The sequence below is a fragment of the Actinoplanes sp. NPDC024001 genome (assembly GCF_040638955.1).
Taxonomy (GTDB): domain Bacteria; phylum Actinomycetota; class Actinomycetes; order Mycobacteriales; family Micromonosporaceae; genus Actinoplanes.
Map to the genome: position 1 here is coordinate 1 of NZ_JBEZZB010000032.1, position 19,682 is coordinate 19,682.

Genomic DNA, 19,682 nt, shown 5'->3' on the forward strand with positions numbered 1-19,682 from the left:
GGCGTTCTTGGCCATGGCCGACTCCTGTTCGTGGCGCTTTACTCGGTGCAGATCGTAATGGGCGCGTCCTGTGGCGCGGGTGAGTCCCGGGCGGGTCGGCGTCACCGGGCTGTTCGAGCAGTGATCGCAGCACGGATCGGTGCAGCTGGAGCCGTCGATGCGGGGCGAGTGACTCCTCGACGGCGAGCCGGGCCAGCTCGTGCCGGAACGCCACGCCGCCGGGCACGCTCTCCAGCATTCCGGCGTGCAGCGCCTCGTCCAGGCCGCCGGGGTACGGCGGCTCGGCGTACGGCACGGCGACCGACACCGCCTCCAGTGCGGCCGTCGCCGCCGGACTCAGCCGCGCGGTACGGGACAGCACCGCGTCCCGTACGGTCAACGGCAGCTGCTCGCCGGCGCCGGCCAGCACCTCGGTGACGAAGAACGGGTTTCCCCCGGTGATCCGGTGCAGAGCGGCCCCGCCCCGCCCGGCCAGCCGGCCCACCGCCTCCCGGGACAGCGGCTCGACGCGCAGCCGGCACACCGGTTCGCCGTGCAGCTCGCCGAGGACCCGGCGCAGCGGGTGGCCGCGGTCCAGCTCGTCGTCGCGATAGCTGGCGACGACCAGGGCCGGGATGCCCTCGATCCGGCGGCCGAGCAGGCTGAGCACGTCCAGGGTGGCCTCGTCGGCCCAGTGCAGGTCTTCCAGGACCAGGATCAGTCCCGGCCGGTCCCGGGCGTCGCCGGTGATCGCCGCGGCGACCTCGTGCGGCCGCGCCCCCGGCACGATCCCCTGGAACGGCCCGAGCGGCCGTGGGGTGAACAGCGGATCGCAGGCGCCCCAGCGGAACCGCCCGCGGTCACCGCGCTCCGCCCGGAACTGCCGCAGCAGCGCGGTCTTGCCCCCGCCGGCCTCACCGGCGAGCAGGACGAGGGTTCCGCCCGGCCGGTCCGCGGCCGCGTGCAGGGCGGTCAGGTGCTCCGAGCGTTCGAGCAGCACGGCTCACCATGACAGCCCTCGCCGGCCGGGCTCCATCAGTTACCCGACAGGCTCAGAACAGGGCCAGCTGGCCGGGGGTCGGGTCGCGGCGCGCGCTCAGCCCGCTGCGGAACACCCAGGGGCGTGCCTCCGGCGCCGGGTCCTCCCCGGCCAGCGGTTCGGCCCCGCCGACCAGCGCCCACAGTGACGGCCCGAAGTTGATGCCCCGGGCGCGCAGCGCCTTGCGGATCGTCAGATAGTCCAGCGGCAGCCGGGCCCGGTCCAGCGACGGCACCGGCAGGTCGTCGCGCATCCGCATGAGCCGCCGGTTGCGCTCGAACGCCTCCCGGGCAGCCGCCCGGGCCAGCTCCTCGGCGGCCTGGGCACCGACCACCTCGCGGACCGCGTCCCGGTCACCGTCGTCGAGCGCTTTCCAGGCCGCCTCGACGGTGCCGAACGCGGCGAGCAGCCGGGCCGCCCGGGTCGTGCCGAAGCGGCGGACGCCGTGCAGGTTGTCCGACGGGTCGCCGCGCAGGGCGGCGAAGTCCCGGTACTGCCCGGGGTGGACGCCGTAGAGGGCGGACAGGCCGGCGCCGTCGACGAGCACCGCCTCGTCCATGCCGCCGTTGCGCACCCGCAGCACCGAGGTGGTCTCGTCGATCAGGGCGAACGCGTCCCGGTCGCTGGTCATCAGCACCGACCGCCAGCCCTGGTCACGGGCGTGCCGGGCGCTGCTGGCCAGCACGTCGTCGGCCTCCCAGGCCGGCGGCACGACAGTGCAGACTCCGGCGGCCCGCAGCAGGCCCGGCGCACCGGCGATCTGCTCGGTGAGGTCGGCCGGCTTGTCCGGCCGGTGCGCCTTGTAACCGGGATAGTCCTGGCGGCGCGCCGACTGCTCCGGGCAGTCGAACGCGACGATCAGCGCGTCCGGCCGCAGGTGTGCGGCGGCCCGGGCGACGAAGCCGACCAGGCCGCGCAGCGCCCACACCGGCCGGCCGTCGTCGTCGAGGAACCCCTCCGCCGCGGCGGCATGATAGGCCCGGTGCAGCAGGCTGTTGCCGTCGAGGACGAGCAGCAGGGGGGCACCGGACGACACCCGACGAGTGTGGCCCACCGAACGCCGCAGCCGCCAGCCCTCGAACCGTCAGAGAACCACCACCGAGCGGGCGCCCTCGCCGCGGGCCATCCGGTCGAAGGCGGCCGGCACGTCGGCCAGGCCGATCCGGTCGGTGATCAGGTGGTCCAGCGAGAGCTTGCCGTCGAGCACGTCGCGGGCCAGGGACGGCACCTCCAGGTCGGTGTCGGCCTGCCCGTACACCGAGGCGCGCAGGATGCGCGCCGAGCTGAAGATCTCCAGCGCGCTGAGCTGGACCATGTCGTCGGCCGCGCCCATCCCGACCACGGTGACCTGCCCGCCGGTGCGGGTGGCGCGCCAGGCGGCGCGGATGGTCGAGGCGCGGCCGACGCACTCGATCGCGTGGTCGGCGCCGAGCCTGTTCGTGCGGGACCGGATGTCCTTCGACAGGTTCTCCGAGGAGACCACGAAGTCGGTGGCGCCGGCCGCCTCGGCCAGGCCCTTCTTCGCCTCGCTGACGTCCACCGCGATCACCTGCGCGGCGCCAGCGGCGCGGGCCGCGGAGACCACCGACAGGCCGACCCCGCCGAGGCCGATCACCACCACGGACTCGCCGGGCTGCACCCGGGCGGTGTTGCGCACCGCGCCGGTGCCGGTCAGCACCGCGCAGCCGAGCAGCGCGGCAGAGTCAAAATCAAGATCCGAGGGTACGCGGATGAGCGCGTTCTCCGGCACCACGACCTGCTCGGCCAGCGCCCCCACGCCGAGCGTCACGTGCACCGGGGCGCCGTCGAGGGTGATCCCGTTCTCCAGGGCGGCCACCCCGTGCGAGGTGCTGCACAGCCACGGCTCGCCGTGCTCGCAGAACCAGCAGTTACGGCAGGCCGGCTGCCAGTTGAGCACCACCCGGTCACCGACCGCGGCCCGTCTTCCATCGGGGTTACTTCGGTTTTCCGCCGCGGGGCCGGCACTGCCGTGGTCGCCGATCTCGAGCACCTCACCGGCCGCCTCGTGCCCGAGGATCAGCGGGTGCGGCGGGCGCAGCGTGCCGTTGACCATGGAGAGGTCGGAGTGGCAGACCCCGGCCGCCCGGATCCGCACCCGCACCTGGCCGGGGCCGATCTCGGGCAGCCGCAGTTCGACGATCTCGGCCGGCACGCCCTCGGCGCGGACGACCAGGCCGTTCATGTAGTGACTCATCGCTGGATCGCCTTCACCTGCTGGAACTCCGCCAGGCCGTACGCGCCCAGCTCCCGGCCGATGCCGGACTGCTTGTAACCACCGAACGGCGCGAACGGGTTGAACGCGCCGCCGTTGACGTCGACCGCTCCGGTGCGGATCCGCCGGGCCACCGCGAGGGCCCGCTCGTCGCTGCCCCAGACCGCGCCGGCCAGGCCGTACCTGGAGTCGTTGGCGATCGCCACGGCCTCGTCGTCGTCGCCGAACGGGATGATCGACAGCACCGGGCCGAAGATCTCCTCCTGGGCCAACTCGCTGCCGGGGTCGACGTCGGCGAAGACGGTCGGCGCGACGAAGTGGCCGGTGGCCGGCACCGGCGCGTCCAGGCCACCGGCGACCAGCCGGGCCGAGGCCCGCTCGACGAAGCCGCGGACCCGCTCGCGCTGCCCGGCGGAGGCCAGCGGCCCGAGCCGGGTGGCCGGGTCGAACGGGTCACCCACGGTGTAGCCGGCCGCGGTCTTGGCGGCCAGCTCCACCGCCTCGTCGTAGTGACTGCGGTGCACCAGCATCCGGGTCCACGCGGTGCAGGTCTGCCCGGAGTTGAGGAACGCGTTGCCGACCCCGACCTTGACCGCCTTGACCAGGTCGGCGTCCTCCAGGATCACGTTGGCGGACTTGCCGCCCAGCTCCAGCGAGACGCGGGCGATCCGGTCGGCGGCGGCGTGCGAGATGGCCCGGCCGGTCGCGGTGGAGCCGGTGAACGACACCATGTCGATGTCCGGGTGCCCGGCGATGGCCGCGCCGACCTCCGGCCCGGTGCCGGTGACCAGGTTGAGCACCCCGGCCGGCAGGCCCGACTCGTGCGCCGCGTCGGCCAGCAGGTACGCCACCAGCGGGGTCAGCTCGCTCGGCTTGAGCACCACGGTGCAGCCGGCGGCCAGGGCGGCGCCGACCTTCGCCACCACCTGGTGCAGCGGGTAGTTCCACGGGGTGATCGCGCCGACCACACCGACCGGTTCGTGGACCACCAGCGAGTTGCCGATGGTCTCCTCCGTCACGGGGCGGGCGGCCAGTTCGGCGTACCCCGCCAGCACGGTGAGCGGCAGGCCCGCCTGGATCGCCTTGGCGATCTTGAGCGGGGTGCCCAGCTCGAGGCCCACGGTGTGCGCGATCTCGTCGGCGCGAGCCGCGAGGGCCTGGTGCAGGCGGCCGAGGGCGGCCCCGCGCTCGGCCGGTGGCATGACCGCCCAGCTGTCGAGCGCCTGGCGGGCGGCGGAGACGGCGAGGTTGACGTCCTCGGCGGTGCCGGCCGGCACGTGACCGAAGACCTCCTCGGTGTACGGGTTCTCCACCGGGATCCGCTCGCTCGAGTCCGGCGGCACCCACGCGCCTCCGATGTAGAGCTGGTCACGGAATACCGACGTCGTCATCGGCGTACCCCCTGGTCATAGCGGTCGGACAGGCCGGCGATCAACAGATCCAGCCCGAGTTCGAAGGCGCCCTCGTCCACGGCGTCGCGGTGGGCCGCCAGCTCGTGGGCGCGGTGCAGGTGCGGATAGCGCTCGTCGTAGAGGGCCGGGTCGGCCTCGAAGCCGAGCGCGAAGGAGCCCAGCGCGGACCCGGTGATGAGGTAGCGCATCAGCGCGCCGATGTGGGTGGCGCGGGCCCGGGACCAGCCGGCGTCGATCAGCGCGCCGTAGACGGCCTCGGCCATCGCCAGGCCGGCCGGGCGCCGGCCCGGGCCGGTGGCCAGCACCGGCACGATGTTCGGGTGGGCGGCGAGGACGGCGTGGTAGGACTTCGCCCAGAGCCGCAGCCCCTCCCGCCAGTCGCTGTCGGCGAAGCCGGAGATGTCCACCTCGGCCACCACCGCCTCGGCCACCGCGTCGACGATCTCCGCCTTGGTGGCGAAGTGGTTGTAGAGCGACGGGCCCTGCACACCCAGCTCGGTGGCGAGCCGTCGCATGGAGAGCGCGTCGAGGCCTTCCGCGTCGATCAGCGCGGCAGCCGCCTCGACGATCCGCTCACGGGTGAGCAGCGCCTGCCGGGGCCGGGCCATGGGGGACTCCTGCATTTCGAGAAATCAGCACTGGACGCGCAAAAACTTACGCCGCTAGTTTAAGCACAGCTGCGACGCACATCACTCCCCCGAGCTTACGAAGGAGGCTCAGCATGACGACGCTGTCCCTCGCGACAATCCTTGCCGAGTCCGCGCGCCGTTACCCGGACAAGGTCGCGGTGGTCGACGCCGGCGGCGCCCGGATCACCTACCCGGAGCTCTGGGAGCAGACCCGGTCGTACGCGGCCGGGCTGCGCGAACTGGGCATCAAGCGGGGTGACACGGTCGCCGTGATGATCCCGAACGTGGCCGACTTCCCCCGGGTCTACTACGCGGCCCTGGCCCTCGGCGCCCGCGTCGTGCCGGTCTCGCTGCTGCTCAACGCCGAGGAGGTGGGTTACGTGCTCACCGACAGCGGCGCCGACCTGCTGGTCACCCACTCGGCCTTCCTCGCGGCCGGGGCGGGCGCGGCCCGGGCGACCGGCACGAAGCTGGTCAACGTCGGCCCGCTGCCGGCCGACCTGCCGAACCCGCCGGCCCGGCTGGAGGAGGTGTCGAGCCGGGTCACGCCGATCCGGACCTACGCGACGACCGAGGCCGAGGACGTCGCGGTGATCCTCTACACCAGCGGGACCACCGGCAGCCCCAAGGGCGCCATGCTGACCCACCTCAACCTGGTGATGAACGCCGCGGTCAACGTCTTCGACGTGCACCCGCTCACCGGCGACGACGTGGTGCTGGGCTGCCTGCCGCTGTTCCACACGTTCGGCCAGACGGTCGGCATGAACGCGACCTTCCGGCTGGGCGGCACGCTGGTGCTGCTGCCGCGCTTCTCCGGCGAGGCGGCGATCGAGCTGATGCTCAAGGAGCAGGTGACGATCTTCCACGGCGTGCCGACGATGTACATCGGGCTGTTGGAGGCCGCGGCCAAGGCGGACCAGCTGCCGCAGCTCAAGCTCTGCGTCTCCGGCGGCGCGTCGCTGCCGGTGGCGGTGCTGGAGAAGTTCGCCGCCGCGTTCGGCTCGACCATCTGGGAGGGTTACGGCCTGTCCGAGACCTCCCCGACGGCCACCACCAACCAGCCGGCGTTCGGCGCCAGGCCGGGTACGGTCGGCCACCCCATCTGGGGCGTCGAGGTGGAGATCGCCCGGCCGGAGGTGCCGGAGGCGATCGAGTTCGTGCCCGACGGCGAGCTCGGCGAGATCGTGATCCGCGGGCACAACGTCTTCGCCGGCTATCTGAACCGGCCGGAGGCGACCGCGGAGGCCCTGGTCGACGGCTGGTTCCGCACCGGCGACCTGGGGGTGCGCGACGCCGAGGGCTTCATCAGCATCGTCGACCGCACCAAGGACCTGATCATCCGCGGCGGCTTCAACGTCTATCCCCGCGAGGTGGAGGAGGTCATCGCCCGGCACCCCGCGGTGCAGCAGGTCGCGGTGATCGGCGTGGCCGACGAGGTGCAGGGCGAGGAGGTCTGCGCGGTGGTGGTCCTGGCCGACCAGGGGCTCACCGAGGAGGAGCTCATCGAGTGGTCGCGCGAGCACCTCGGCAAGCACAAGTACCCGCGTCAGGTGCGGTTCGCCGAGTCGCTGCCGCTGGGCCCGAGCATGAAGGTCCTCAAGCGCGAGCTGCGGGCGCAGTACTCAGGCAAGTAGCGCCGGGAGTTCCGCGACGATCGGTTTGTCGGCCGGCAGCCACGGGACGCTGCCCAGCTGGTCCACGGTCAGCCAGCGCATGGAGGTGTGCTCCAGCGCGGCCGGGACGTCGCCGTCGAGCAGGGTGACGGCGTAGACCCGGAGCACGGCCCGGCCGTGGGCCAGCGGCACGTCCGGGCCGACCCGGTCGCCGACCTTCACCCGCACGCCCAGCTCCTCGACGCATTCGCGGGCCAGCGCCTCGTGCTCGGTCTCGCCCGGCTCCACCTTGCCGCCCGGGAACTCCCACTTGCCCGCCGCCTCGGGCGGGGCGCTGCGCTGACAGGCGAGCACCCGCCCCGCGGTGATGATCACAGCCGCGACGATCACCCTGGGTGATGACGTGCGCCTGACGTACTGTTCCGACGGCATGGATTCAAAGATCCCACAAAAGTTCACCGATCAGGTTGCCCGTTGCTGCCCTGATCGTCACGCAAACACGGATATGTGGGCGTGGACATGACTGTCCCAACGGACGAAACTGTGGGGCACCGACCATGACGACACGGCGACAGTTCGGCCACAAGCCGGCAACGACGCTAAGGGGGGTGCGGCAAGTGCGGGCTAGACGACGCCGGAGCACCGGCACCGATTATCTGAGCGACGCCCTCGCGCTTCTGGGTGGATGGACCCGCGACGGCGTGCAGATCCGCCGGGATCTCGCCTGCGACGACAGTCAGCACGCGGCATTGACCGAACGCATCAAAGTCGCAGCGGACACACTGCACATTCGGCCGAACATCCGGCGGATCGACGGTCACACTCAGATCTGCCTGGGTCCGCAGGACGGCACCGCGATTACCGATGGTGAGGTAACGCTCGCGGCCCGGATCGAGGATTTCTACCGCACCGTGGTCGAGCGGCCGTAAGCGGCCGGGCGCTACGCTGCGCCGCATGACTGACGTGGTGTACGACAACAAGGGTCAGCTCGAACAGGTGCGCAGCGGCCTGCTGGACGGCGAGGAGATCCTCGCGGTCTACGACGCCATCGGCGCCGGCACCGGCTTCATCGGCCTGACCACCCGCCGCATCATCATCCAGGACCGGTCCTTCGTCGGGAAGCGGTTCGCGATCACCAGCATCCCGTACTCCAAGGTCAGCAGCGTCAGCGTGGTCAGCAACAAGAGCTGGGCGGGCCAGTTCTTCTCCTCCGGCACCATCGCGATCACGGTCGGCACGCACGTCTACGAGGTCGAGTTCCGCGGCTCGGACAAGGCCCACTACGTGCACAACGTGATCCTCAGCCGCGCCAGCTGACCGCCTGGGTGAGATCCCAGACGTAACGGCGGCCGGCCGGCTTCTCGTCGCGCCACACCACCTCCCACCGGCCGCGCGGGTCCCGGGTGGGCTCGCCCATCCACCCGTACCCCTGCCGTTCCTTGACGCTCGGCGGCTGGTCGCTCTCCGGGAAGCTGAAGGTGACCTGGAACCGGGTGAAGGCCGACGGCGTGCCGCTGGCGGTGGGCAACCGGTCCTCCCAGACGAGCTGGTCCCAGCCGCGTTCGCGCAGCGGCCGCCACAGGCCCTTCGGGCGGTACTCGACCTGCCACTCGGTCGGCGTGGTCATCGCCGGGTCGAAGATCAGCCACACCCGCAGCAGGCGGGTCTGCTCCAGCGGCAGCGCGGTGATCGTGCCGGCCACCGGGCGGATCGTCTTGAACCCGATGTCCTCGACGCGGATCAGCCGGTCGTCGTCGGTGGGCACGATCGGCCGCATGGTCCGGTGGGTGACCAGCGGCTCCGGGGTGGTGACCCGCTTCTCGACGATGCGGTCGCTGTCGTCGTCCGAGCCGACCGTCACCAGCACCTCGAGGGTCTCGGAGAACAGCGGCTTCTCCCGGTCGCTTATCCGCTGGATGGCGTCCAGGTAGTGCTGGTGGCCGGCCCGCTGCAGGGTGAGCGCCTTGGTCGCGTCGAGCAGCTCGCCCCGCAGCTGCCGGATCTTGACGACGAAGGCGAGCTGCCAGAGCCGGACCACGAAGTAGAGCAGGCAGGCCAGGAATACGGCGGTGAGCACCCACTGGGCGATGCTGGTCGGGATCTCGGCGAGCTGGGCGATGCCGGAGGCCAGTCCGATGAGCACGATCGAGATGTTCAGGGTGCCCCTGAACAGGGTCTGATACTTCGACGGTGTCTCGGCCATCATCGACATAATGATGACCAATCGGGGGTTACCGACAAATCCCTATATTGAGTGACCTGACACTGGTCGGGACGCCCATTCGGCCCAGGTCAGCGGCCCATTCAGCGGACGATCAGTGCCAGACCGGCCCACCGGCGGCGGTTACCGGCCAGTAACCATTGCTCCCCGATTTGCTGCCGCCGCATGCTGGCCCAGGAGTTCCACCCCAGCGATACAGGCGCTTCGATCTTCGACCCCCCGGAGGCGATCACCGGTGCTGACCCACCTGCAGCGACCGTTGACCCGCAGATACCCTGCCGAGCTGATCGGCTACGACCCCGGCACCGGCGGCGAGGGGGGTCAACCACATCGGCTGAGCGCCGCGCTCGGGGCGAACGCCATCTTCGCCTTCGCGTTCCTGCTCTCCGCGGTGCTGGTGGGGCTTGCCACGGTGGCCCTCCACTGAGGGCAGGGCCACCGTCCGGCTTCAGCGGAAGCTTCCGCCCTCTCCGCCACGCGCGACAGACATCGTTCTCCTTTTTGGCACGGAATGACTCCGAACCTCCAACGGATGCGATCCGCTTCGGGTTACGCCTGCCCCGCCAGCCTATCGACGGCGGGCCGCGCCGGACTCAGTTCGGCGGAACCGGCAGAACCCGGGTGGGCAGCGTGGTCTCCACGACCGAGCCGTCGGGGGCGCGCCTCAACTCGTACGCCAGCGCCCCCTCCCGATCGGCCACCGCCTCGGCCAGCGTGGTCCCGCGGTAGACCAGGCCGGCGCCCTCCTCGGTGGCGTACCCGTCCGGCAGGACACCTCTGCCGATCAGCTCGTGCATCTTCGGCCGGCGCTGCTCCTCGGCGTCGTAGTGCACCCCGTTGCTGTACGGCAGCCAGCCCAGCCCGTCGGTGAACTCGCGCAACTGGAGCCCGTAGCTGTCGGTGGTCCCGCCGGTGTGCCAGCAGATCGAGCCGGCCGACACCCCGGCCATCACCACGCCGGCCTGCCATGCCTCGTACAGGATCTCGTCGAGACCGTGCACCCGCCAGACCGCGCACAGGTTGGCGACGCTGCCGCCGCCGACCCACACGATGTCCTGGGCGAGGATGTGCGCGCGGATGTCGTCGACGTTCGGCATCGGGAACAGCTGCAGGTGCGACATGGCGAACTCGGACCCGGCGAAAGCGGCGTAGGCCGCGCCGATCTGCGCCTCCGGGTCGCCGGTGGCCTGGTTCAGCACACAGATCTTCGGCGCCTCGCGCGCGTTCGCCAGCTCCGCGGCGAAGTAGTGGATCGCGCCCGGGCGCAGGCTCATCAGGCTGTATCCGTTACGGCGGAAGGAGGCGCTGGTGGCGAGGATCGTGGGTTCGTCGGCGGTCACCGCAACATCATCGCGCACGCGTCCGAGGTCTCCAGCACGAGATCGGCGGCGATGTCGATGGCCAGGCTCAGGTGCATCGGGTCGCTGTTCACGGCGCCGAATGCGGCGTCCACCCGGGCCTGGAAACGGTCCGGCGCGCCGGGCAGCGCCCCGGCCGCGGCGACCGCGCCCTTCTCGTTGATCAGCCACTGCCCGGCGGCGCCGTGCAGCGCGTGCGCGCAGACCCCGGCCAGCCGGAACAGGCAACCGGCGACATAGGCGCTGTCGCCGCGGGACACCGCCTTGCGGGCGATGCCGACCAGGAAGTCGGCCTCCCACAGGCCGGCCACCAGGGCGTCGGCCAGCGGGCGGGGAAACGTCCGGGTCCGCCGCTGCAGCGTGGTCAGCTCCCCGGTCGGGTCGGACAGGATCCGGCCCAGGGCCAGCTCCCCCGGGTACGCGAAGTCGGGCACCCCGAGCGGATGCCCGGCCTGGGTGTGGAACGTGTAGCGCCCCTTCTCGGCGTCCGTCCAGCAGCGGTGCACCCGGTCGAGGTCGCGGTAGATCCAGTCCACTGCCGAGCCGCGCACCCGCAGCCAGCCGCCGCCGTCCACCCAGGGACCCCAGTCGCCGGGCACGGTCACCTTGGCGCCGGCCCCGCCGACCGCCTCGGCCAGTTCGCCGAGGCGGCCGGTGTCGAGCGGGGGCCGGTAGTACAGCCCGAGATCGGTGTCGGACTCCGGCGTGTGCGTCCTGCGGGCCCGGCTGCCGCCCAGGACCACGCCGACCACGCCGGGCACGGACGCCAGCCGGTCGGCGAGCCCGATCAGGTCGGCATCGGTCAGTGTCATGTGTTCACCGTGGTCTCCCGGGCCCGGCGGCGCAATCGCCGGGTGGCGCTCAACACAGTGTGGCGGGTTCCAGGCGTACGTCGTCGAGGGTTTCCGGGTTGAGCAGCTCCAGGTCCTCCTCGGAGAGCAGGACCGAGCCGCCCAGCTGGACGGTGCTGCTCTCCTCCCGCGCCTCCTGGCCGGCCGGCGGCTGCGACTGCTCGCCGCGCCCGTCCGGGCAGACCGCCGAGCGCCCGAGCGGCACGCACAGGCGCAGCGCACGCCCGCATTCCTTGGCCGGCTTGCGGCGGGCGCCGAAGGCCACCACGCGCGGCTCCGGCTTCTTGGTGACGGCGGTGTCGACCAGCCGGCGGTCGGACGGCTTGCCGTCGACCAGCGTCACCAGGTAACGCAGCGTCTCCTGACCCGGCACCCCGGGCGCCTGGATGCGCTTGGTGCCGCGCGGCAGCGAGGAGTCGCGCACCAGCCGGGTGGGGAACGGGATCGGCCGGGTCTCGACGTCGGTGCGGGTGGTGACGACCGGCGCCGGCTCGGGCTGGGCCGGCGGGGCGGGCGTGTTGCGCTCCGCAGGTTCGCCGACCGTACGGGTGGGCCGCGGCCCGGTCCGGTCGGCGCGATCCTGGCCGGCCCGGGCCCGGGTGAGCTGCTCGGCCGGCGGGGCGGCGGTGCTCGCGTGCGTGGGCGTGGCGCTGTGCCGGTCGGGCAGCGGCTCGGCGGCCGCGGCCGCCCGGCTGACCACTTCCGGGTCCTCGTCCAGCTGCGGGGCGCCGAGGTCGGGCTCGGTGGCGGCCCCCTGGTGCGCGGCGAGGGTCTGCGAGTCGTCCCCGGTCAGGGTGGCCACGCCGGCCGCCCCGCCACCGATGACCAGCAGGAGCGCGCCGGCGCCAGCGGTCATCCGGATGCCGAACGGCAACCGGGCCCACCAAGACTTTCGTGGCATTTCGAGCAGATGCTGCCAAGAGTCACTAGTTGTCTGGTTTTGCACCAAAGCATTGTGACTCTCGACGGGCCCGGCGCAAGCCGCCACGGGTCCCCCGAAATGCTGACCGGCGAGCCCCGCAACCACCGCCGCGCGTTGCTCGTTTCACGTTGCCCGGGCGGGTGAGAAATCGGCGATGCCCTGGTGTGCGCGGCCGCCGTACGATCGAGGCCATGTCCGCCACCACGTCACCGGCCCCCGGTGGCCTCGTCCCGCTCTCCGCGGAGGAAGAGGCCGTGATGCGGGCGCTCGGCCGGTTCCTGCTGGTCATGCCCCGCGCGCTGGACGCCGATCTGATGCGCGAGCAGCGCATGTCCGCCAGTGAATACTCCGTGCTGCGGCACCTCTCCGAGACCCCCGGCCAGCTGATGCGGATGAGCGAGCTGGCCACCGCGTGTGACATGTCACTGAGCGGCATGACCCGGCTCGCCGCAAAACTCGAGTCGCTGGGCTATCTGCGGCGCATCCGCTGCGAGGAGGACGCGCGCGGGGCCAACGCGGTGCTCACCGAGAAAGGCCTGGCCCGGTTGCAGGAGGCCTGGCCGACGCACCTGGCCAGCGTGCGCCGGCACATCTTCGACCACCTCGGCGAGATCGACCTGCAACGGCTGGCCGCCGCTTTCTCCGCCATGGCCTCCGACACCTGACGACCTGCGGCTTCTTCCGGTCCCGGGTTGCGATGATGGGGCCGTGCTCAACACTGCTACGGGGGAACGGATCGCCCGCGTCGTCTCCGAAGTGCTCGCTCCGGCGGTGCTGGTCGCCGCGCTGCTGCTGATCGTCGGCTGGCACGCCGGCGACACGCCCGGGGTGTCCCGCTGGTGGGGTCTGCCGGGCGCGCTGTTCGCAGCGGTCATCCCGCTGGGTTACGTGCTGCACGGGGTGCGCACCGGCCGGCTCACCAACCACCACATCCCGGAACGCGCCGACCGCCGCGTCCCGCTGATCTTCGGTACGGCGTCGCTGGTCGCCGGGCTCGTGCTGCTGATCGCGCTGGGCGCCCCGCGTGAGGTGCTCGCCCTGCTCACCGCCGGCGGCGTCGGCCTCGGCGTGTTCGCGCTCGTCACGCACTGGTGGAAGATGTCCATCCACGCCGGGGTCGCGGCCGGCACGGTGGCCGCGCTGACCGCGGTCTACGGGCCGGTGGCGCTGATCGGCGCGCCGCTGGTGGTGCTCGGCGGCTGGGCCCGGGTCCGGCTCACCGCGCACACCCCGGCACAGGTGGTGGTCGGCGCGCTGGCCGGCGCCGTGATCGCCGGGACGATCTTCCCGGCGCTGCGCTGACCGCTCACTCCCCCAGGCCGTAGGTGCCGAGGGTGGCGTCGAGCGCGCGTTCCTGCTCTGACCGCTCACTCCCCCAGGCCGTAGGCGCCGAGGGTGGCGTCGAGCGCGCGTTCCTGCTCGGCGGCGGGGAACGCGTCCGGGTCGGCGGCCGCGAGGGCGGCGACGCCCTCGGCCATCGCGATCAGGGCGAGCGCGACCGTGGCGACCCGCTCGGCCGGCCAGCCGGGCGCGGCGGCCGCGGTGAGGCGCTCGACCCGGGTGCGCCAGGCCCGGTTGTTGCGCCGGTGCTCGGCGATCAGGTCCTCGTCGGAGACCGCGGCGGCCAGGAAGCCCATCCAGACCACCGCCTCCTGCCGGGTCTGCGGGTCGGTCGCCAGCCCCTGCCGCAGCACCGCGCGCAGCGCCGCGCGCGGTGACGGCGCCTCGGCCTCCAGCCGCTCGACGCGGCTGCGGGTGATCTCGTGGAGCAACTGCCGGGCGTGCAGGAGCAGCGCCTGCCGGTTCGGGAACCGGTGCATCACCAGGCCGGTGGTGCACCCCGCCGCGGCCGCGACCGCGCGGACGGTCAGCCGCTCCAGCCCCTGCTCGGCGAGCACGCTCCACACCGCCCGGGACAGCGCCTCGCCCTGCGCCGACCGGTCCGCTGTTCGTGACACGCGTCGCTCCCTTCAATCCGTAACGGATGTTACCGTAACGCTTGTTACGACTGGAGGATCGCCATGATCATTGAATCGCGCCCGTGGGACGACCCCGCCGGAACCGCGCTCCGCGAAGCCCAGCGCGCCGAGCTCGACGCGCGGTACGGCACGGCCGACCACGAGCCGGGCACCCCGCCGTCCGCCGCCGACATCGACCTCTTCCTGGTCGCCCTGGACGGCACCGGCAAGGCCGTCGGCTGCGGCGCCCTCCGCCGCCTCGACGCGACCAGCGCCGAGATCAAACGCATGTATGTGGCGCCCGGCAGCCGCGGCTGCGGTGTGTCCACCGCCATCCTGCGCGCCCTGGAGGCGGCCGCGGTGGACCGCGGCTGGACCACGATCCGGCTGGAGACCGGCCCGGCCCAGCCGGAGGCGATGCGCTTCTACGAGCGCGAGGGCTACCACGAGATCCCCCTGTTCGGCGCGTACGCCGGCTCGACCGTCTCGGTCTGCTACGAACGCTCGCTGACCAGGACGTTCGCGGCGGCGCAGGTGGACGGCAGATCGGAGTGAACGACGAGGCCGGGACGGGCCAGCGCCAGCTGCTCGACCACGTCGAAGCGGCGCGGATAGGCCGGGTCGGCGCCCACCGCCAGCGGCTTGCCGGAGTTCGCCCAGCGGCCCAGTTCGTACAGGACGATCGGCTGGACCGTCTCGACGGAGAACCAGAACAGGATCGCCGCGGCCCGCGCCAGGTGGTCGAACTCCCAGCGGATCTGCCGGGCGCCCTCGGCCGGGTCGTGCATCGGGAAATCCGGCCGGCGCGGGTTGTAGATCACCGGCCACGCGGTGCCGAGGTGGTCGATCGCCGCACTCTGCCAGTCGGCGACGCCGCTGATCCCGCCGGCCAGGAAGATCGCCGGGCCGGCCGCCGGGTCCGCCCGGTCCGGGGCGACGACGACGGTCACTCCCGGCCCGGCCGCAGCGTCACCGTGACGACGTCGCCCTCGCCGATGCCCTCGGCATCACGGACCGCGTCCTTGAGCGGCACCAGATAGCGGCCCTCCCGGGGGAACAGCGCCGTGCGGAACTCGGTCTCCCCGACGACGGCCCGCACCGGAACCTGACCCCAGTAGATCAGCGACCGCGCCGCCGCCTTGAGCTCGGCGCTGTCGGATTCCGACATGGCCACGAAGAAGAACGGTGCCGGGCCGCGCCACTCGATGATCTCGCCGTCGAACACCCATTCCACAGCGATCATTGAACCAGCCGGCCCGGCGGGCGGGAACTACACGTTGAAGCGGAACTCGACCACGTCGCCGTCCTTCATCACGTACTCCTTGCCCTCCATGCGCACCTTGCCGGCGGCCTTGGCCGCGGCCATCGAACCGGCCGCCATGAGGTCGTCGTAGCTGACGATCTCGGCCTTGATGAAGCCGCGCTGGAAGTCGGAGTGGATCACGCCGGCCGCCTCGGGGGCGGTCGCGCCGACCGGGATCACCCAGGCGCGGGCCTCCTTCGGGCCGGCGGTCAGGTAGGTCTGCAGGCCGAGCGTCTCGAAGCCGACCCGGATCAGCCGGTTCAGGCCGGGCTCGGACTGGCCGGTGGACTGCAGCAGCTCCAGCGCCTCGTCGTCGTCGAGCTCGATCAGCTCGGACTCGATCTTCGCGTCCATGAAGACGGCCTCGGCCGGCGCGACCAGGACGCGCAGCTCATCGAGGAACGCCTCGTTGCCGAGCTCGGCCTCGTCGACGTTGAAGACGTAGAGGAACGGCTTGGTGGTGAGCAGGTGCAGCTCGCCCAGCAGGCTCAGGTCCACGCCCGCCGCCGCGGCGCCCTGGTAGAGGGTCACCCCGTCGTTGAGCAGCTTGAACGCGGCCTCGGCCGCGGCCACCGTGGCGGCCTTCTCCTTCTTGAGCTTGGCCTCCTTCTGCAGGCGGGGCAGCGCCTTCTCGACCGTCTGCAGGTCGGCGAGGATCAGCTCGGTGTTGATCGTCTCGATGTCGTCGGCGGGCGACACCTTGCCGTCGACGTGCAGCACGTTCGGGTCGGAGAAGGCGCGCACCACCTGGCAGATCGCGGACGCGTCGCGGATGTTGGCGAGGAAGGCGTTGCCGCGGCCCTGACCCTTGGACGCGCCGCGGACCAGGCCGGCGATGTCGACGAAGCTCACCGGCGCCGGCAGGATCTTCTCGCTGCCGAACAGCTCGGCGAGCTTGCCGAGCCGCTCGTCCGGCAGCCCGACCACGCCGACGTTGGGCTCGATCGTCGCGAACGGGTAGTTCGCGGCGAGCACGTCATTCTTGGTCAGGGCATTGAACAGGGTGCTCTTGCCGACGTTGGGCAGGCCGACGATTCCGATGGTGAGGCTCACGGAACGCCAGTCTACGGGCCGAAGAACTTCCGCAGCTCGGCGGCGACCAGGCCGGGCCGGCCACTGTTGTCAGCGGCCAGATGACCCACGCCGCTCAAGGTCACCCGGCGCACTCGCGGCAGCACCGGCTCCAGGCCGTTCAACACCCCTTTCAGGTACGCCGGGGAGCGCTCGCCGCCGAGCAGCAGGGTCTCCGCCGTCACACCCGCGTAGAGGTTCAGCGGGCCGGCCGCATCCTGCACGACCGCCGCGTCCAGGCGCATCGTGGGCACCAGCTCGCCGATCTGCCGGCCCTCACCGGCGCGCATGACCAGGCCCATCATCGGGATGACGGCGGCGCGAGGGGCGAACCGCAGACCGCCGGTGCCCTTGACGACCGTGACGAACGCGGCCGCGCGCCGGTTGCGGGCGAGCTCTTTCTCGTACCTCGGCAGCCAGGCGACCGGGTCGTGGTCGCCGTGCTTGAGCGGCGGCTCGTAGAGCGCGAGGCGCTCGATGGGCAGCTCCATCGCCGCGCGCAGCGCGACGACCGCGCCGGAGCTGAGGCCGAACACGTTGCGCGCCCCGGTCTCGTCGAGGACCGCCGCGAGATCGTCGATCTCGCGGCGCAGGCCGTGGCCGGGCGCCGCCGGCCCGCTGTGGCCGCGGCCGCGCCGGTCGGGAACGTAGACGGTGAACGAGGTCGCCAACGCCCGGGCCAGCTTCGTGAAGCTGGCCGACGTCTGCATGCCGCCGTGCAGAAGCACGACCTTGGGGCCGCCGCCGAAGGCGCGCCACCGGATGTCAGTCCTGCTCGCCAAGGTCTCCATGTGTCAACCGTAGTTGACGAAAGCTCGTGTCGTCAACCAGAGTTGACAGCTGGCGTCGATGTCCGAATCCCGCCAGCCGAAGCCGCCCTCGCCGGAGCAGACTCGACATCATGGAGCTGGACTTCGAGCGTTGCTACCGGGCCGTCGACAGCCGCGACCAGCGGTTCGACGGGTGCTTCTACACGGCCGTGAAAACCACCGGGATCTACTGCCGGCCGTCCTGCCCGGCCGTCACCCCGAAACGCGAGAACGTGACGTTCCACCCCAGCGCGGCCGCCGCCCAGCGGGCCGGGTTCCGCGCCTGCCGCCGATGCCGGCCCGACGCCGCGCCCGGCTCCCCGGAATGGGACACCCGGGCCGACACGGTCGGCCGCGCCATGCGGCTCATCGGCGACGGCGTCGTCGACCGCGAAGGGGTGACCGGGCTGGCCGGGCGCCTCGGATACACCGAACGGCACCTCAACCGGATGCTCACCGCCGAGCTCGGCGCCGGGCCGCTCGCGCTGGCGCGGGCACAGCGGGCGCAGACGGCGCGCATCCTCGTCGAAACCACCGACCTCGGGCTGGCGGACATCGCGTTCGCGGCCGGATTCGGCAGCGTGCGGCAGTTCAACGACACGATGCTCGAGGTCTATGCCAGTTCGCCGAGCCGGCTGCGGGAGAACCGGCCGACCGGGCGGGCCGAAGCGGGAGTGATCAACCTGCGGCTGGCGTACCGGCCGCCGCTGCACGCGGGGTCGATCATGGAGTTTCTGGGCGCCCGGACCCTGCCGGGAGTGGACGAACTGGACGGTGAGACGTACCGGCGGGGCATGCTGCTGCCGCACGGGAGCGCCAGCGTGGCGCTGCGGCCGGGTGAGCGGTGGGTGCACGCGACGCTGCGCCTCAGCGACGTGCGGGACCTGGCGCCGGCGGTGGCACGATGCCGGCGGCTGTTCGATCTGGACGCGGACCCGGTGGCGGTCGACGGGATGCTGGGGGCGGATCCGGCGCTGGAGGCCGTGGTGCGCAAGGAGCCCGGGGTCCGGGTGCCGCGGGCGGTCGACGGGTTCGAGATGGCGGTGCGGGCGGTGGTGGGGCAGCAGGTGAGTGTGGCGGGGGCTCGGACCACGCTGCACCGGATCCTGCGGGCCGCCGCTGGTGCCGCCGGCGAGGGCCGCTCCGGGGGCCTCTCCGAGGGCCCCTCCCCCTCCCCCGAGTCCACCGCCACCTTGCCTGCTGAGCCGCTCACCGGTTTTCCCCGCGCCGACGTGATCGCCGCCCTTCCCGACTCCGCTTTCGGCATGCCGGCCAGCCGCCGCGCCACCATCCGCGCCCTGGCCGAAGCCGTGGCCGACGGCAAACTCGACCTGGAACCCGGCGCCGACCGCGCCGAAACCGTCGCCCGGCTGACCGAACTGCCCGGCATCGGACCCTGGACCGCCGGTTACGTCGCCATGCGCGCCACCGGCGACCCCGACGTCTTCCTCGAAACGGACCTGGCCGCCCGCCGCGGCGCCGCGGCACTCGGCCTGCCCGAAACCCCCCGATCTCTCGCGAAGCACGCCGAACGCTGGCGGCCCTGGCGCTCTTACGCCCTGATCCGCCTCTGGCGTGCGGCCTGAGCGAAACCTACCCGCGCCGAAACCCGCGCGGACCGTTGTCCACAATCCCGCGTTGTCCACAGGCCCGTGCGCAAGATCGCGCGCGGTGGGCCACGCTGGATCCCCCGTGTGAGGAGAAGAAGATGCTGCGTCACTCGACCATGGACACTCCCGTCGGCCCGTTCACCGTGATCACCACAGACACGGGTGCGGTCCGCGCCTCCGGTTTCACCACCGACGTGCCCGAGCTGATGAGACTCGTGCACCCGGCCCTGGCCGCTCCCGTGGAGGAGAACGACGACGTCGGCCCCGTCCGCGCCGCGGTGCGTGACTATCTGGCCGGCGACCTGACCGCGCTGGACGGCGTCGTCGTGGAGCAGCACAGCCGCGGCGAGTTCATGGTGCACGCCTGGGAGGTGATGCGGCAGATCAAGCCGGGCGCCCCGGTCACCTACACCCGTTATGCCGAGCTCGCCGGCCGCCCCACCGCCATCCGCGCGGCCGCTTCCGCCTGCGCCCGCAACGCGGTTGCGCTGTTCCTGCCGTGTCACCGCGTGCTGCGCACGGACGGTTCCCTCGGCGGATATCGCTGGGGCCTGCCGGTCAAGTCCTGGCTGCTGCAACACGAGGCCGCCAACTGATCCTTCGTACGGGTATCGGCTCCCCAACCGCAACTACGGGGCTCTGCCTCTCGCGCGATCCGGGCGCCTGGTCACCCC

General features: G+C 72.2%; 24 protein-coding genes. 9 read left to right on the top strand and 15 right to left on the bottom strand.

Annotated features, from left to right (window positions below; genetic code table 11):
* The 5 genes from AB0F81_RS14925 to AB0F81_RS14945 all read right to left on the bottom strand — a co-directional run.
* The coding region (locus tag AB0F81_RS14925; protein WP_360196641.1) for an AAA family ATPase at nucleotides 1–979 on the bottom strand (979 nt) is incomplete at its 3' end.
* A 52-nt stretch (nucleotides 980–1,031) separates the two neighbouring features.
* Nucleotides 1,032–2,054: a 5'-3' exonuclease H3TH domain-containing protein gene (locus AB0F81_RS14930; RefSeq protein ID WP_360196644.1), complete on the bottom strand. Its 1,023-nt coding sequence runs from the start codon at nucleotides 2,052–2,054 to the stop codon at nucleotides 1,032–1,034.
* 48 nt (nucleotides 2,055–2,102) lie between these two features.
* Nucleotides 2,103–3,233 carry a zinc-binding dehydrogenase gene (locus AB0F81_RS14935; protein ID WP_360196647.1) on the bottom strand — a complete coding sequence of 377 codons (1,131 nt, stop codon included), beginning with the start codon at nucleotides 3,231–3,233 and terminating at the stop codon, nucleotides 2,103–2,105.
* Nucleotides 3,230–4,642 carry an aldehyde dehydrogenase family protein gene (locus AB0F81_RS14940; protein ID WP_360196650.1) on the bottom strand — a complete coding sequence of 471 codons (1,413 nt, stop codon included), beginning with the start codon at nucleotides 4,640–4,642 and terminating at the stop codon, nucleotides 3,230–3,232. The genes AB0F81_RS14935 and AB0F81_RS14940 overlap by 4 nt, the downstream gene beginning before the upstream one ends.
* Nucleotides 4,639–5,271, bottom strand: coding sequence for a TetR/AcrR family transcriptional regulator (locus tag AB0F81_RS14945; RefSeq protein ID WP_360196653.1), 633 nt, complete (start codon nucleotides 5,269–5,271; stop codon nucleotides 4,639–4,641). The genes AB0F81_RS14940 and AB0F81_RS14945 overlap by 4 nt, the downstream gene beginning before the upstream one ends.
* A 113-nt stretch (nucleotides 5,272–5,384) precedes the next feature.
* On the opposite strand from AB0F81_RS14945, the gene AB0F81_RS14950 reads away from it, so the two are divergent.
* Nucleotides 5,385–6,926 carry a long-chain fatty acid--CoA ligase gene (locus tag AB0F81_RS14950; RefSeq protein ID WP_360196656.1) on the top strand — a complete coding sequence of 514 codons (1,542 nt, stop codon included), beginning with the start codon at nucleotides 5,385–5,387 and terminating at the stop codon, nucleotides 6,924–6,926.
* Here AB0F81_RS14950 and AB0F81_RS14955 read toward each other — a convergent pair.
* Nucleotides 6,915–7,337 (bottom strand): (deoxy)nucleoside triphosphate pyrophosphohydrolase, encoded by a 423-nt coding sequence (locus tag AB0F81_RS14955; protein ID WP_360196659.1) that lies wholly within the window; start codon nucleotides 7,335–7,337, stop codon nucleotides 6,915–6,917. The two genes, AB0F81_RS14950 and AB0F81_RS14955, sit on opposite strands and share 12 nt — an antisense overlap.
* Before the next feature lie 185 nt (nucleotides 7,338–7,522).
* On the opposite strand from AB0F81_RS14955, the gene AB0F81_RS14960 reads away from it, so the two are divergent.
* The gene (locus AB0F81_RS14960; RefSeq protein ID WP_360196859.1) at nucleotides 7,523–7,834 is read left to right on the top strand and encodes a pterin dehydratase; all 312 of its coding nucleotides are present in this window, start codon (nucleotides 7,523–7,525) and stop codon (nucleotides 7,832–7,834) included.
* Nucleotides 7,835–7,859: 25 nt separating this feature from the next.
* Nucleotides 7,860–8,222: a PH domain-containing protein gene (locus AB0F81_RS14965; protein ID WP_360196661.1), complete on the top strand. Its 363-nt coding sequence runs from the start codon at nucleotides 7,860–7,862 to the stop codon at nucleotides 8,220–8,222.
* Here the strand turns inward: AB0F81_RS14965 and AB0F81_RS14970 are convergent.
* A complete protein-coding gene (locus tag AB0F81_RS14970; RefSeq protein ID WP_360196664.1) occupies nucleotides 8,206–9,111 on the bottom strand; it encodes a hypothetical protein in 906 nt (301 codons plus the stop codon). The genes AB0F81_RS14965 and AB0F81_RS14970 overlap by 17 nt on opposite strands.
* A 274-nt stretch (nucleotides 9,112–9,385) precedes the next feature.
* Between AB0F81_RS14970 and AB0F81_RS14975 the strand changes: the two genes are divergently transcribed.
* Nucleotides 9,386–9,553, top strand: coding sequence for a hypothetical protein (locus tag AB0F81_RS14975; RefSeq protein ID WP_360196666.1), 168 nt, complete (start codon nucleotides 9,386–9,388; stop codon nucleotides 9,551–9,553).
* Between the two features lie 166 nt (nucleotides 9,554–9,719).
* On the opposite strand, the gene AB0F81_RS14980 is transcribed toward AB0F81_RS14975, so the two are convergent.
* The 3 genes from AB0F81_RS14980 to AB0F81_RS14990 all read right to left on the bottom strand — a co-directional run bounded on the left by AB0F81_RS14980 (nucleotide 9,720) and on the right by AB0F81_RS14990 (nucleotide 12,236).
* Nucleotides 9,720–10,400, bottom strand: a complete 681-nt coding sequence (locus AB0F81_RS14980; RefSeq protein ID WP_360196862.1) for a peptidase E — start codon at nucleotides 10,398–10,400, stop codon at nucleotides 9,720–9,722.
* 62 nt (nucleotides 10,401–10,462) lie between these two features.
* Nucleotides 10,463–11,296 (bottom strand): nucleotidyltransferase domain-containing protein, encoded by an 834-nt coding sequence (locus AB0F81_RS14985; protein WP_360196669.1) that lies wholly within the window; start codon nucleotides 11,294–11,296, stop codon nucleotides 10,463–10,465.
* A 49-nt stretch (nucleotides 11,297–11,345) separates the two neighbouring features.
* Entirely contained in the window at nucleotides 11,346–12,236 is an 891-nt protein-coding gene (locus AB0F81_RS14990; protein ID WP_360196671.1) for a G5 domain-containing protein, read from the bottom strand.
* A 212-nt stretch (nucleotides 12,237–12,448) separates the two neighbouring features.
* Between AB0F81_RS14990 and AB0F81_RS14995 the strand changes: the two genes are divergently transcribed.
* Both AB0F81_RS14995 and AB0F81_RS15000 read left to right on the top strand, forming a co-directional pair.
* Nucleotides 12,449–12,922, top strand: a complete 474-nt coding sequence (locus AB0F81_RS14995) for a MarR family transcriptional regulator (RefSeq protein WP_360196674.1) — start codon at nucleotides 12,449–12,451, stop codon at nucleotides 12,920–12,922.
* A 43-nt stretch (nucleotides 12,923–12,965) separates the two neighbouring features.
* Complete coding sequence (locus tag AB0F81_RS15000) at nucleotides 12,966–13,559, top strand: phosphoesterase PA-phosphatase (protein ID WP_360196677.1); 594 nt, start codon at nucleotides 12,966–12,968, stop codon at nucleotides 13,557–13,559.
* A gap of 65 nt (nucleotides 13,560–13,624) precedes the next feature.
* Here AB0F81_RS15000 and AB0F81_RS15005 read toward each other — a convergent pair whose 3' ends face one another.
* On the bottom strand, nucleotides 13,625–14,215 hold the full coding sequence (locus AB0F81_RS15005; protein WP_360196680.1) for a TetR/AcrR family transcriptional regulator: 591 nt from the start codon (nucleotides 14,213–14,215) through the stop codon (nucleotides 13,625–13,627).
* A gap of 63 nt (nucleotides 14,216–14,278) precedes the next feature.
* Here AB0F81_RS15005 and AB0F81_RS15010 point away from each other — a divergent pair, with 63 nt between their 5' ends.
* Nucleotides 14,279–14,770 (top strand): GNAT family N-acetyltransferase, encoded by a 492-nt coding sequence (locus AB0F81_RS15010; protein WP_360196682.1) that lies wholly within the window; start codon nucleotides 14,279–14,281, stop codon nucleotides 14,768–14,770.
* Here AB0F81_RS15010 and AB0F81_RS15015 read toward each other — a convergent pair.
* Genes AB0F81_RS15015 through AB0F81_RS15030 form a run of 4 tightly spaced genes read right to left on the bottom strand, consistent with a single transcriptional unit; the run spans nucleotide 14,710 to nucleotide 17,380 of the window.
* Nucleotides 14,710–15,165, bottom strand: a complete 456-nt coding sequence (locus AB0F81_RS15015) for a nucleoside 2-deoxyribosyltransferase domain-containing protein (protein WP_360196684.1) — start codon at nucleotides 15,163–15,165, stop codon at nucleotides 14,710–14,712. The two genes, AB0F81_RS15010 and AB0F81_RS15015, sit on opposite strands and share 61 nt — an antisense overlap.
* Nucleotides 15,162–15,458: a DUF1905 domain-containing protein gene (locus AB0F81_RS15020; RefSeq protein ID WP_360196687.1), complete on the bottom strand. Its 297-nt coding sequence runs from the start codon at nucleotides 15,456–15,458 to the stop codon at nucleotides 15,162–15,164. The genes AB0F81_RS15015 and AB0F81_RS15020 overlap by 4 nt, the downstream gene beginning before the upstream one ends.
* A 27-nt stretch (nucleotides 15,459–15,485) precedes the next feature.
* Nucleotides 15,486–16,571, bottom strand: a complete 1,086-nt coding sequence (gene ychF, locus AB0F81_RS15025; protein ID WP_360196697.1) for a redox-regulated ATPase YchF — start codon at nucleotides 16,569–16,571, stop codon at nucleotides 15,486–15,488.
* 11 nt (nucleotides 16,572–16,582) lie between these two features.
* Nucleotides 16,583–17,380 (bottom strand): alpha/beta hydrolase, encoded by a 798-nt coding sequence (locus AB0F81_RS15030; RefSeq protein ID WP_360196702.1) that lies wholly within the window; start codon nucleotides 17,378–17,380, stop codon nucleotides 16,583–16,585.
* A 110-nt stretch (nucleotides 17,381–17,490) separates the two neighbouring features.
* On the opposite strand from AB0F81_RS15030, the gene AB0F81_RS15035 reads away from it, so the two are divergent.
* Entirely contained in the window at nucleotides 17,491–18,984 is a 1,494-nt protein-coding gene (locus AB0F81_RS15035; protein ID WP_360196704.1) for an AlkA N-terminal domain-containing protein, read from the top strand.
* A gap of 122 nt (nucleotides 18,985–19,106) precedes the next feature.
* Nucleotides 19,107–19,604 carry a methylated-DNA--[protein]-cysteine S-methyltransferase gene (locus tag AB0F81_RS15040; protein ID WP_360196707.1) on the top strand — a complete coding sequence of 166 codons (498 nt, stop codon included), beginning with the start codon at nucleotides 19,107–19,109 and terminating at the stop codon, nucleotides 19,602–19,604.
* Nucleotides 19,605–19,682 lie beyond the last annotated feature (78 nt).